This is a genomic window from Gordonibacter sp. An230 (genome assembly GCF_002159915.1).
Lineage (GTDB): Bacteria > Actinomycetota > Coriobacteriia > Coriobacteriales > Eggerthellaceae > Rubneribacter.
This window is the reverse complement of record NZ_NFJP01000008.1, coordinates 127,190-140,042: the sequence shown is the minus strand read 5'-3', so window position 1 is coordinate 140,042 and position 12,853 is coordinate 127,190. Positions and strand designations below refer to the sequence as shown.

General features: G+C 65.3%; 10 protein-coding genes. 1 reads left to right on the top strand and 9 read right to left on the bottom strand.

Annotation, left to right across the window (positions count from 1 at the left end):
* Window positions 1–74 precede the first annotated feature (74 nt).
* The 4 genes from B5F40_RS06155 to uvrA all read right to left on the bottom strand — a co-directional run bounded on the left by B5F40_RS06155 (window position 75) and on the right by uvrA (window position 6,511).
* On the bottom strand, window positions 75–821 hold the full coding sequence (locus tag B5F40_RS06155; RefSeq protein ID WP_087193497.1) for a hypothetical protein: 747 nt from the start codon (window positions 819–821) through the stop codon (window positions 75–77).
* 99 nt (window positions 822–920) lie between these two features.
* A complete protein-coding gene (locus B5F40_RS06150; RefSeq protein WP_239442928.1) occupies window positions 921–1,454 on the bottom strand; it encodes a GNAT family N-acetyltransferase in 534 nt (177 codons plus the stop codon).
* 61 nt (window positions 1,455–1,515) lie between these two features.
* A complete protein-coding gene (locus B5F40_RS06145) occupies window positions 1,516–3,162 on the bottom strand; it encodes a GNAT family N-acetyltransferase (RefSeq protein WP_087193496.1) in 1,647 nt (548 codons plus the stop codon).
* 457 nt (window positions 3,163–3,619) lie between these two features.
* Window positions 3,620–6,511 (bottom strand): excinuclease ABC subunit UvrA, encoded by a 2,892-nt coding sequence (gene uvrA / locus B5F40_RS06140; protein ID WP_087193495.1) that lies wholly within the window; start codon window positions 6,509–6,511, stop codon window positions 3,620–3,622.
* A gap of 621 nt (window positions 6,512–7,132) precedes the next feature.
* Here uvrA and B5F40_RS06135 point away from each other — a divergent pair.
* The gene (locus tag B5F40_RS06135; protein WP_087193494.1) at window positions 7,133–7,486 is read left to right on the top strand and encodes a nitrous oxide-stimulated promoter family protein; all 354 of its coding nucleotides are present in this window, start codon (window positions 7,133–7,135) and stop codon (window positions 7,484–7,486) included.
* A gap of 183 nt (window positions 7,487–7,669) precedes the next feature.
* Here B5F40_RS06135 and B5F40_RS06130 read toward each other — a convergent pair whose 3' ends face one another.
* From B5F40_RS06130 to B5F40_RS06110, 5 genes are all read right to left on the bottom strand, one after another.
* Window positions 7,670–7,858: a hypothetical protein gene (locus B5F40_RS06130; RefSeq protein WP_087193493.1), complete on the bottom strand. Its 189-nt coding sequence runs from the start codon at window positions 7,856–7,858 to the stop codon at window positions 7,670–7,672.
* Between the two features lie 111 nt (window positions 7,859–7,969).
* A complete protein-coding gene (locus tag B5F40_RS06125; RefSeq protein ID WP_087193492.1) occupies window positions 7,970–10,108 on the bottom strand; it encodes an FtsX-like permease family protein in 2,139 nt (712 codons plus the stop codon).
* Window positions 10,098–10,919 carry an ABC transporter ATP-binding protein gene (locus B5F40_RS06120; RefSeq protein WP_087193491.1) on the bottom strand — a complete coding sequence of 274 codons (822 nt, stop codon included), beginning with the start codon at window positions 10,917–10,919 and terminating at the stop codon, window positions 10,098–10,100. Before B5F40_RS06120 ends, B5F40_RS06125 begins: the two co-directional genes overlap by 11 nt.
* Before the next feature lie 97 nt (window positions 10,920–11,016).
* Window positions 11,017–12,057, bottom strand: coding sequence for a sensor histidine kinase (locus B5F40_RS06115; RefSeq protein WP_087193490.1), 1,041 nt, complete (start codon window positions 12,055–12,057; stop codon window positions 11,017–11,019).
* Window positions 12,058–12,065: 8 nt separating this feature from the next.
* Window positions 12,066–12,731 (bottom strand): response regulator transcription factor, encoded by a 666-nt coding sequence (locus B5F40_RS06110; protein WP_087193489.1) that lies wholly within the window; start codon window positions 12,729–12,731, stop codon window positions 12,066–12,068.
* Window positions 12,732–12,853: the final 122 nt, after the last annotated feature.

The following is a 12,853-nucleotide window of genomic DNA, read 5'->3' as shown; positions in this document are numbered from 1 at the left end:
GGGGGGTGCAGTCGTCGCCGAGGAGCGGGGAAAGGATGCGAGAGGCGAGAAAAGCGGCGAGGTCGGAAAGGCGCCTAAAGCCCTTCGACGACCTTGGCGGACACGACGTTGCTCGGGGATATGAGGATGGCGCCCGTCTTGCCAAGCTCCGGAGCGCTCACGTAGAACGTCGAGCCTATCGTCTCGCCCATCACGAACAGGCCTTCATCCTGCGTTGAGACGACGATGTCGAACCCCTCGACGCCCTCGAGGTAGTCTTTGTCGGACACGACCGCCACGACGAAGTCCACCGCGTGCTCGTCGAAATACTCCGCCTGAAGCTCGAGGTAGCGGGACGGGACGGGCTCGGTCACGCTGAGCACTCCGAAACGGAGCCCGCCCTTCTTCAGGATGACGCCCTCCTCGTATCTGGAGGGATCGAGCGTGGACAGAGAGAAAACCGCGGCGCCCTTCTGCTCGTAGCTCTCTTTCACGTCGTCGATGCTGAGCGGCAGCCGCGCATCGTCCCTCCCGGAAGCTCCGTCGTAGGCCGTATCGTCTGTTTCGTCGACGACCTCGTCCTCCGAAGCGTCGGCAGCAGAGGGCGTCGCAAGGCTTCCGAAACCGTCCTCCCCCGGCTCAAACGGCTCCTCGGGGTCGACGGTGCCCGCATAAACTATGGCCGTATAGCCTTCCATGCTGCCGAACGTATCGTCGATATTGGAGGCGGCAACGTTCCATGAATGTCCTGCGATCAAGTACGATCCGAGTCCGAGCAGGCTCAGCACGATGAGGGCGGCGAACACCACCAAGGCTATTTTCTCGCGTGATCGGGAAGACATAGTCTTTGTATTATACCGCGCCCGCCTCTTGCTTAGGGAAAGCCCCGCAAGAGACAGAATTTCGACAGGAAGGGCGTGTGCGAAACGCGATGCGGAAGCTCAGACGAGCTTCTCGTAGGCGATGCGCTCGGGAGTGGCCCCTTCGGCATGGCCGATAAAGATGATGCCGCACTTCGAGTAGCCGCATCGTTCGAGCAGTCTTTGCATGGGAGCGTTCCCGGGATGCGTGTCCACGCGCACGCTCGCTGCGCCGCGTTCGCGGGCCAGCTGCTCGGCGCCGGCCATCACGAAGACCGCGGCGCCCCGCCCGCGGCTCTCTGCGGCGGTGGCCACGCGATGCACGACGCCATAGCAGGGATCTTCCGACGTGCAGGACGTGAGCCATGCTCCTTGTTCGATACGGTCGTAATCGCGCTCGCCCGAAAACCCCACCATCGCGGTTGCCACGACGCAGCCGTTCTCGTCTTCGACAAGGTAGGAATCCCCACGAGCCACATCCCCCTCGATTACGCCGCGATGCGGATAGCCGCCCTGCCACTGATCGAGGCCGAGCGCCCGGATGGCCTCGCGGCCGTCCGCGACGATCTCCATGATGCGTTCGATGTCGCTCTCTGTCGCTTTACGGAAGTGCACGATGGCTCGCTTTCTCTCGTCGCTTTCTCTCGCCGCCCACTGCAAGCTGGGCGAAGGGATGTTACCAGGTCCGCTCGTAAGCGGCGCGCCGCCTTACGCGACCGAAACCGGGCCTCAGCTCGATATCGCCGCAGCAACGGTAGCCTCCGCCCTCGAGCAGCGCGCGGACGGGAGCGTTGTCGCGGTAGACGTCGGCACGGATGCCCGAAAGCCCCTCTTCACGCGCGATGCGCTCGGCGGTTCCAAGGATGAAGCCGCCCACGCCGCGTCTGCGAGCCTCTTCTGCCACCGTCACCCAATGCAGCGACGCGTAAGCGGCCGCGTCGCCCTCCGTCGGCTCCGTCCATCGTGCGCCGCAGGCCCGCGCATAAGCGGGATCGCCCTTCGGATCGAGAGCGAACACGCCGATGATGCGCTCCGAACCGGAGGCGAACCGAGCATCTGCGGGCTCCTTCCCGTCAGCGGGGCGATCTGCGACCACGACGTAAGCGCATCCGGCTTCGATGGCGCGCATGAGGCGCCGAGCCGAAGGATACCTCTTGCGGCCCTCCTCGATGCCGAGCGCGCGTACCGCGCGATGCCCTTCCTCGAGCACTGCCTTCATGCGTGCGAAGTCGCTGCGCACGGCGCGACGCGCACGGTAGTATCCCAACTCGCTCGCACGCCCCTGAAACAACGGCAAGTCGTCTGCCGACCCGTCATAGGCGACCGCTCCTTTAGCCGGAAGGCCATCCCGCTGCGCGACGAGGAACATCATGCCGATGATCAGCGCGATGCCCACGAGATCCACCGGCGCGACCGGCGTTCCCAACCATACGGCCGATATGACCGCAGCCGACACCGGCTCAACGCAGCCGACGAGCCCGGCGCGCACAGGGCCCGCATCGGTGATCCCCTGCAGGTAGAACAGGTACGCGGCGAACGTGCCCACGAGCACCATCGCCCCCATCACAAGCGCAAGATCGAGCGAGACTTCCACCCCGACGGTCCAAGGCCTCACGGCCACGGTGGCCACCACGCCGCCGACGAGCATGGAGAGCCCCGTGACGATGAAGCTGCCCCATTTCTCGAGCACCTTGCCGGGAATGAGCGTGTAGCAGGCGAGCGCGAACGCCGACACGAAACCCCAGAACAAACCTTCCGCTGGGATGGCGAGCTCGCCGAAGTTGCCCTTCGTGGCAATGAGGACCGTGCCGGCGATGGCCAGCACGAGCCCAACCGCCTCCCGGGCCCTTGGCAGCCGCCGGGCGCGTAGGCACACGTACAGCATGATGAGCACGAGCCCCAGGCGCTCGAGCACGGTGCCCGTGCCCGCGTTGGTGTACGAGATGGCCGTGAGGTAGCTCACCTGCGTGAGCAGGACGCCGAAAAGAGCGAACGCCGCGATGCGCGCGAGCGAGCGCGCATCGCGCAGGGCGGCCAACAGGTTGCGCGGCTCGCGCACGGCGCACACCGCGAGGAAGACAACCGCCGCCGAAAGCAGGCGCACGCAGGTGATCCACGGTACCGGAACGCCGAATCCACCCGTCATGAGCTGGGCGCATGTGCCCGAGAAGCCCCAACAGATGCCGCCAAGCGCAGCGCATGCGATACCGCGCGCCACATGACCGCCTGCCGCGCCCTCCGACCGAAGGGCCGCTTCCGCAACATCCGAGGCCACGCCGTCCTCCTCTCCCGCTTCCGCGTCCCGTCCCTTCGCGCCCGCCATAGGCACCTGCGCATTGTCGCACGTCCGACGACGCTGGTAAAGAGGTGCGACCCGAGTTTCGCCAAGTTTTGCGCAAGTGATCAAAAAGCCACGTCAACCGGTAAATAAATTGCCGCTGGAAGCTTTGTTGCGCCAGATGCCACCAAGATCCGGCCTGAGTCCCGAAGGGAGGGCCCGAATGCATGCCAGCGTGCGCGGCGTTTCGAGCCATCTGCGCAGCGAGCGACCGCGGAACACTCGGCGGCTCTCGCAGCCGAGCACGTCCGCGGTGCCGATGCCCGAGCCGCCTCGCACCCTATCCGGCTTCCTGCCGATCGCGTTCGCCTCCGCGACGCCACACCGCGGAGGCCAACCTGCGCGATCGCTCGAGCGACCGTCCGAGCAGAGGGCATCTCTCCGGGCCCCGACGGAAAAGGAGCGGTCTGCGAAGGTCGTCGCATGACGCCTTGGAGAGGCGCTAGAGCCGGCCGTCCTCCAGCATCTTTTTCACGAACCGGCCGGTATGGCTTCCGGAGACCTCGGCCACCTCTTCGGGCGTGCCCTGCGCCACGATGCGTCCACCGCCCTCGCCGCCTTCGGGGCCGAGGTCCACGATGCGGTCCGCGCACTTGATGACGTCGAGGTTGTGCTCGATGACGAGCACCGTGTTCCCCGCGTCGACGAGCCGTTGCAACACGACCAGAAGCTGGCGCACGTCTTCGAAGTGCAAGCCCGTAGTGGGCTCGTCCAAAATGTAGAACGTCTTGCCGGTCTGACGGCGCTGCAACTCGCTCGCCAGCTTCACACGCTGAGCCTCGCCGCCCGAAAGCGTGGTAGCAGGCTGCCCAAGGCGGATATAGCCCAGCCCCACGTCGAAGAGCGTCTGCAGCTTGCGACGGATGCCCGGGATGTTCTCGAAGAATGCAAGCGCGTCCTCCACGGTCATGTCCAACACCTCGGCGATGTTCTTGCCGCGGTACGTCACCTGCAGCGTCTCACGGTTGTAGCGCGCACCGCCGCACACTTCGCAGGGCACGTAGATGTCGGGCAGGAAATGCATCTCTATCTTGATCTGCCCATCGCCCTTACATGCCTCGCAGCGCCCGCCGCTCACGTTGAAGCTGAAGCGGCCCGGACTGTATCCGCGCGCCTTCGATTCCTGCGTGGAGGCGAACAGCGCCCGGATGTCATCCCAGAGCCCTATGTAGGTGGCGGGATTGCTTCGCGGCGTGCGACCGATGGGGCTCTGGTCGATGTTGATGACCTTGTCGATCTTGTCCAGGCCGGTGATCTTCCTATATGCGCCCGTGCGGCGATGCGCATGGTTCACACGGTTCGCCAGGGCCGGAGCCAGCGTGTCGGTGACAAGCGAGCTCTTGCCCGAGCCCGACACGCCCGTGACCACGGTGAGCGTGCCGAAGGGCACCTCGAGCGTCACGTTCCTCAGGTTGTTCTCGGTCGCGCCCGTCAGCTTGAGCGAGCCGCGGCGGGGCTTGCGGCGCTTCTCGGGCACCTCTATGCGCCGTCGACCCGACAGGTAATCGGCCGTGAGCGAGCCTTCGGCGCGCGCCACCTCCGCAGGCGTCCCCGAAGCAACCACGCGCCCGCCGTGCTCGCCCGCGCCCGGACCCATGTCCACGACGAAGTCGGCGCTGCGGATGGTGTCCTCGTCGTGCTCCACCACGACGACGGTGTTGCCGAGATCGCGCAGGTGGGCAAGCGTGGCGATAAGGCGCTCGTTATCGCGTTGGTGAAGCCCGATAGAAGGCTCGTCGAGGATGTAGAGCACGCCCATGAGCCCCGCGCCGATCTGCGTGGCGAGCCGGATGCGCTGCGCTTCGCCGCCGGAGAGCGTGGCCGTGGCGCGCTCGAGCGTGAGATAGTCGAGCCCTACGTCCACGAGGAACTTGAGGCGCGCCTTGATCTCCTTCACGATGGGGCCGGCAATGGAGAGCTGCTGGCCTTCGAAAGAGAGTCCCTCGAAGAAGCGCAGTCCTTCTGAGGCGCTCATCTCGGTGACGTCGTGGATGGACTTGTCGCCCACCGTAACTGCGAGAATCTCCGGCTTGAGGCGCTTGCCGCCGCAGGTGGCGCACGGCACGACGGCAAAGTAGCTCTGCAGCTTCTCGCGTTGCGCGTCGCTTTGCGCCTCTTGGTAGCGGCGCATGACCGCCGCAAGCGCGCCCTCCCACTCGATGTACCAGTAGGTCTCGCGCCCGTCCACGGTCACGTAGTCCACGCGCACCTTCTCTCCGCCGAGACCGTTCAGCAGCGCGTTCTGAACCTTCTTGGGCATGTCCTCCCACGGCGTGTCCTCGTCAACGCCCAGGTGCTTCGCGACGGCACGCAGCACCTGAGGATAGTAGTTCCCCGTGCGGAACGGGGCGATCACGCCCTCGGCAAGCGATAGCGACGGGTCGGGCACCACGAGCGAGGCATCCACCTCCTCGCGGCTGCCGATGCCGAGGCAGTCGGGGCAGGCGCCGTAGGGCGCATTGAACGAGAAGTCGCGCGGCTGCAGCTCGTCCATGGAATGGCCGTGCTCGGGGCACGCCAGCGCGAGCGAGAAGATGTGCTCGCCTGCGCCCAGGCCGCCCGTGGCGCCGGACGAGCGCCCGCCTCCCTCGCCGAGCGGCTGGCCGTCGTCGCCGAGCACCTGCACGAGCACCCGTCCGTCGGCGAGCTTCGTGGCCAGCTCCACCGCCTCGGCGATGCGGCTCGTCGCGCTCCCTTTCAGCTGCACGCGATCCACCACCACGTCGATGAAGTGCTTGATCTTCTTGTTGAGCGTGCGCGGCTCGCCGTCGAGCTTCACGATCTCGCCGTCGATGCGCACGCGACTGAAGCCCTCCTTCTGGAGGTCGGCGAACAGCTTCGTGAACTCGCCCTTGCGTCCCGCCACCACCGGCGCCATGACGATGGCCTTGGCGTCGGGGGCGAGCGCGAGGATCTCGTCGGTCACCTGGTCGGTGGTCTGCTTCCTGATGACGCGGCCGCACTCGGGGCAGTGCGGCACGCCCACGCGCGCGAACAACAGGCGCAGGTAGTCGTAGATCTCGGTGGTGGTGCCCACCGTGGAGCGCGGGTTCTTGCTCGTGGTCTTCTGGTCGATGGACACCGCCGGCGACAAGCCGTCGATGCTGTCGAGGTCGGGCTTCGACATCTGCCCCAAGAACATGCGCGCGTAGCTGGAAAGGCTCTCCACGTAGCGGCGCTGGCCTTCGGCGTACATCGTGTCGAACGCGAGGCTCGACTTGCCAGATCCGGACAGTCCCGTGATCACCACGAGCTCGTCGCGCGGTATCATGAGATCGACGTCCTTGAGGTTGTGCTCGCGGGCGCCCTTGATGACGATGGCGTTCTGTCCCATGCGCTTCCTATCTTGTCGCCGTCCGCGCGAAGCACGAACGGAAGGTGGTCTTTCATGCGAACGATCATTGTAGCGCAGCGCCGTCGGCCTTTTTCGAAAGAACATCTGTTCCTGTTGAAGCGTTCAAGGTTTTCCCACATTTCGTTCGAACCCGCGCAGGCGTCGACCGTCCATTCGAATCCTGAGCACGAATCCCGAAGCCGGCCCCCCATTCTCCGATCCGCATGCCCGCGCTCATGGGGCAAAGCCGGGGAGCCATGCGAAACGCGCGCCGTCATATAGCCCGCCGCGCAGATCTTTCCAGCGTTTGGGAGGGCCCCTCGCCCGACAAAGCTCCCCTCCGCCTCGTCAGGTCGCAAGGAGCACGATCCGGAATCGGAATTGCACCGATGCGCATCGATCCTGGTTGCGCGGCGAAAAACGATATCCAGCGCGCCACTCGGCTTCGACCCGCCCCTGCGAACATCGCGCGGGCAAGCCCCCTTCCCATGCGCCTCCTCGCGCCGATATTCGCAGAGCACGCCTTCCAAGCGAATGGCAGTGAGGGCAGAGGGGAGGGCGGCCGCCGAAATTCTCGAACACGCCGTCCGATCGCTCCAAAAATGCACTACCATAGCCTTCATGAGAGAGCTCAACGACACCCCCAAGACCGCGAAACGGCGCGCTCGCGAGAAGCGCACCGTTTCGCAAATGATCGCCCTGTACTGCGCCGGCAACCACGATGCCGCCTCTCGCACCGAGCGCGCCGCGTGCGGGGAGCCCGTATGCCGCGCGTGCGCGGAGCTCGACGCCTATGCGGCGCTGCGCACCGAGCGCTGCCGTAAGATGGACGCGAAAACCTCGTGCGAGCAATGCGGCAACCACTGCTACAAACCAGCGATGCGCGAGAAGGTGCGGGCCGTCATGCGCTATGCCGGCCCCCGCATGCTCGCAAGGCACCCCGTGGCTGCCCTGCGCCATCTGCTGGGAGCGTGAGCTGCCGCGCTCCTCGGCGGCACCACTCCTAAGCCCTGCGTCGGCCCTCTGACCTCCTTCGCCCGATCCCGCTTCCAGACGCATCGTCGAGCCGAGCGTTCGCAGGATGGAAATGGCCCGTTCGAACGCCCCCGATAACGCAGGGGCGCCAGGGAGCGCGCGGCCCGGTCGCCGCGCTAAGTCTTAAAGCCCCTGAGTCGCGATGAACCCCACGAACGAAAGCACGTACATCCCGAATGCCGCCCACGTCCCCTTTCCGAGAGCGTGCAGCCCCGTCAGACCGTGCTTGAGCACGGAGTTCGCGGCCGACGCGAGGGCGATGGCCAGAAACGTGATCGATACGACAAGAAGCGCGTTTGACACTGCCTGCATCGTTGAAACCGCCTTTCCCGAACAATGCTCGTGGCAAGGAGCCGCGAAGCATCCCGTACGTCAAAGGAACTTGCTCTAAGTTGGGCTTCGGATCGACCGTGGCGAGACCCGCTATCCAAGAAGCCTTTTGCCCAGCGAAGCGCGCACGAGCCCACGGCTTGCGAAGTACGTGACCAGAAGGTACCCGCCGTACACCAGAATCGTGAACGCCGCCGCCGCGAACACGGCTTCGGACACCGACACACCCAGCTGGTCGAGCACATCGCGCCCGATCACGCTCACGGCGCACGCCGTGTGGCACGCAGCCAGCGAAAGAGGCGCAAGGAAATAGACGGCCACCTGGATGAGAAGGGATCGGAACATCATGCGCCGGTCGCAGCCGATCTCGGCGATCGTGCGGTAGCGCGAAAACGAATCGCTCGTTTCGGAAAGCTGTTGGATGGCCAAAAGCGCCGCGGTGGTTATGAGGAACACGAACCCTATGTAAAGCGCCAGGTAGGTGATCATCATGCGCATGCCGCCGGACTGCTCGATCGTCTCGTTGGCCGTGCTGACGATGGTGACGGGCCAAGGAGACGTCGCATGGTCGAGGCCGCTCGCCCCCTCTTGACCCTCGATCGGCAGGGCGCGGGCGAGCGCTTCCTCGAGCAGCCGGTCCCCCTCGGCCCTGTCCGTGCGGTAGGACAAATCGAGGTAGCACACGTAGGGCGTCTCCCCGGCGGCGCGCAGCGCCTCCACCACCTCGTCGGGCACCACGAGCATGGCCCCGTCCGTGACGAACATCGAAGTGGACAGCGGCTGCTCAACGTAGAGGCCCGATGCCGAAAGCATCCGTCCCCCCACCTTGATCTCGACGCCCTCCCCGGCCATCGCTCGCGAAAGGTCCTCGGACAAGGCGACGGCGTTGTTCACGGCGTAGGTGCCCGAGGAAAGATCGATGGGCTCGCGCCCGGCCAGGGCGCGCACGGCGTTGAACTGAGACAGCCCCACCATGCCCACCGTCTGAGACGACAATGCCTCCTCCTGCAGGCCGCCGTCAAGACCCACGCCGAGACGGCCCATGAGCTCGCCGTAGGTTTCCGTGCCCTCCCGAGGCTGGTAAAGGTCAGCCTGGGCCGCTCCCTCCACGAACTCGTCCCAATTCGGCACAGAGTCGCGCAGGAAGCGCAAGACGTCCCAATCGTAGGCCTCCCCCCTCTCGCGCACGGATACGGCCTTCTCGCCTTCGTCGTCAGCCGCGAGGTAGGCGTTCGCCGTGAGCGAGGCGTCGAACAGCGTGCCTTTCTCGATGCCGTCCGAAAACACCTGCACGAACCCTGCGCCCGTGGAGAACACGGCAAGCGAGAAGAACAACATGACGCACACCGTGGACAGCGACAGAAACGCCGTGTTCACCCTGCTCGCCACCTGACGCGTCGTGAACATGGCGAGTCCCCTGAAATACGCGCCGGGCACCCGCTCGAGCACAACGACGACGAAACCGGCCGCCGACCAGAAGAGCAGAAACGTGCCGACCACCATGAGCGCCGTCGCCTTCCAGAACTCGGCGCCGAACTCCGTTAAACCGCTCTCGAAAAGCGTGACGTAGGCCCATGCCAAAAGCCCCGCCGCAACGATGAATCCGACCAAGCCCGTCAAGGGGCCGCGAACAGGCGAACGCTCGACACGCGCGGCCGCACTCAGAAGGTCTACGAGCTTGCAGCGACGCAAAGACAGCGTGTTGAACAGCGCCACGACCACGAAGATGAGCAAGAAGCACAGAAGCGTCTGGACGAAGGCCTCGCCCGAAACCACGAAGCGGTACTTCTGCATGGGGATGCTGAACAACCCAGCTGTGAGAAATGACAAGCCCTGCGACAACGCAAGACCCAGAGCAAGCCCCGTCGCAAGCGACGCCGTGCCCACGCAAGCCGTCTCCATGAGCACGATGGCCGACACCTGAGCGGGACGCATGCCTAGCAAAAGGCAGGTGCCGAACTCCCGCTTCCGTCTGCGAATGAGGAACCGGTTCGCATAGATGACGAGGAACCCCAGTACGCACGCGATGAGGACGGAGAACATTTGCAGGAACTGAGCCGTGAGATTGAAGGTATCCTCGGATGCGACACCCTGCAGGTCGAAGAGGACGGATTGGCTTTTCACAGAATTGAACGCATAGAAAGCAGCAACACCGAACACGAGCGTGACGAAGTACACCGCGTAATCGCGCATCGAGCGGCGCACGTTGCGGATCGCTAGCCTAGCAAGCATCGCGCACGTCACCGCCTAGAAACGTCACCACTTCCATGATGCGATTGAAGAATTCGGCGCGGCTCAGGCCGCCTTTCAATACTTCGTTGAACACAGCTCCGTCCTTGATGAACAGGATGCGGTTCGCGAACGACGCGGCGAACGAGTCGTGCGTGACCATCATGATGGTGGCCCCCAGCCGCTTGTTCATCATGGACAGCGTGTCGAGCATGACCGACGCGCTGCGCGAGTCGAGCGAGCCGGTGGGCTCGTCGGCCAGCACGAGCTTCGGGTCGGTGACCATGGCGCGCGCCGCGGCCACGCGCTGCCGCTGCCCTCCCGACATCTGGCGTGGATACTTTCCCAGCACCTCCGACACGCCCAGCACAGCGGCCACCTGCTCCACCTTCGCTCGCACCGAGGAAGTCCGCTCACCTTTGATGGTGAGCGCAAGCGCGATGTTCTCGAAACCCGTGAGCGTGTCGAGCAGGTTCGAGTCCTGGAAGATGAAGCCCAGGTCATCGCGACGAAAGCGCGCCAACGCCCGACTGCGCAGCGTGGTGATATCGCGTCCGTCCACGAGGATGTGCCCGCTCGTCGCGGTGTCGATGGTCGCCACGCAGTTCAGAAGCGTGGTCTTCCCCGATCCCGACGGCCCCATGATCCCCACGAACTCGCCGGGCATGACGTCGAAGCTGATGTCGTTTATCGCGTGCGTGATCGAATCGCGGCTGCCATAGACCTTCTCGATCTGGCGCACGGACAAGATGGGATGCGCGCCCTGCGCGCCCAAGGCGGTCTCGGCGCACGGCGTCGCGAACGTTTCTGCCATGGATCTCGTCTCCTTCCCTGATCGGATGCGAAGACGATGCTACGCCGTCCGACACCCGTGCGCCATAGAAGAGCCTTACCCGAACCTTACGGTTTCGTCAGGTTGGGATCCCCGCTTGCGCGTCGAGGCGACGGCGGTCGTGCGGGAACGAGATCAGCACGCGCGTGCCGCGCCCCTCCTCCGAAGCAAGGGCAACCCCGAGCCCCATCTTCTCGCACAACTCGGCCACAAGGTAGAGCCCCATGCCGGTAGACGAGCCCAACGCGCGCCCGTTGCGCCCGGTGAATCCGCGCTCGAACACGCGAGGGACGTCCTCGGAGGGGATGCCGGGCCCGTCGTCGGCCACCTCGAGCACGGTGCGCGCCTCCGCAGTGCCCTCCCCCTCCTCGCATGCCGAGAAGCGCACCGAGGCCGCACCGTACTTCGCCGCGTTCGTCACAAGCTGCCCCAGCGCGAAGGCAAGCCATTTCGCATCGGCCCATACGCGCACATCGGCAGATACGTCGAAAACCGGCATCGTCTTCTGCTCGACGAGGTAGCGCGCATGCTTTCGCGCAACCCCGCGCACGACGTCGGCCAGCGACGTCTCCCGAATGGAGAAGTCGCGCGAAAGCGAAGTGGAGCGCGCGTAGTACAGCGCCTGCTCGACATAGCCTTCGATGCGATCGAGCTCGCCTTTCATGCGCTCTGCCTGAGGGCCGTGCATTCCGGCCGCTATGAGGCCCGCTGCGGCGATGGGGGTCTTTATCTCGTGTATCCACAGCTCAACGTACCCGCGGTACGCCTCGGCCTGCCCTTTGTGCGCGGCCACTTCGTCCGAGGCCGCTTTCGCATGCGCCTCGAGCGCTTCGTAGGCGAGGCGCCCCTCGAGGAACCCCGGCTCCTCCATGAGGGACGGCGCGTACCAGGCGCGGACGAGGCCGTCGGAGAAACACGCTAGCTCGCGCCAGAAGCGACGAGCGCGAAAATAGCCGAAGGCGAGCGCTGCCGCCCCGCATCCCGCGACGACGCCCGCGACCAAAGCGGCGGCCTGCCAGCCTTGCCCGAGCGCGGCCAGAACGCCGCCCGAGAAGAGAGACGCCGAAGCGATGGCGATCAGGACGAAGGCCCGATCGCGCAGATAGGCTCTCGGCGTCATGCGCCCCCCTACACCAGGTATCCCTGGCCGCGCCGCGTGACGAGGAAGTCGCCGGGCACGCCGATGGAGGCCAGGCTCTTGCGCAGGCGGTTGATGTTCACGGTGAGGGTGTTGTCGTCGATGAAGGCGTCTGACTGCCACAGCTCGACCATGAGCTCTTGGCGCGAGATGATGACGCCGTGGTTCGCCATGAGCAAGTGGAGGATCTTCTGCTCGTTCCTCGTAAGCTCGACCGCACGCCCCTCGTGCTCCACGGTTCCGCGCGCCATATCGAAAGAGACGCCTTTGCACGCGATGCGCGCCCCTTCGCTGCGCCCGGCGCGGCGAAGGGCCGACTGGACGCGTGCGAGCAGGACGGCAGGACGATAGGGCTTCGTCACGTAATCGTCTGCACCGAGGTTCATGCTCATAACCTCGTCGAACTCGCTGTCGGACGAGGTGAGCATGACGATGGGCACATCGCTCTCGCGGCGAAGATCGCGGCACACGGCATGACCGTCCGAGCCGGGCAGCTTCAAATCCAAGATGACGCAATCGGCGTCGGCGGCAACGGCGTCCTCCACAACCCGGTCGAACGACGAACACGAAAGCGCTTCGTGACCCTGCAGCTCGAGCAGCCGTAAAAGCTCGTCGCGCAGCGACGCGTCGTCCTCAACCACGAAGATGCGCGCCATGAGCCCTCCTTCCCGCGCCGCGCCTCGGCGCGCATTCTCATTTCACCCTGCCGCTCTCTGCGCAGATCCGCACGCAACCGCATCCGGTCCATCGTAGTCCAAGGCCCGCCCTGCGAAGGCGA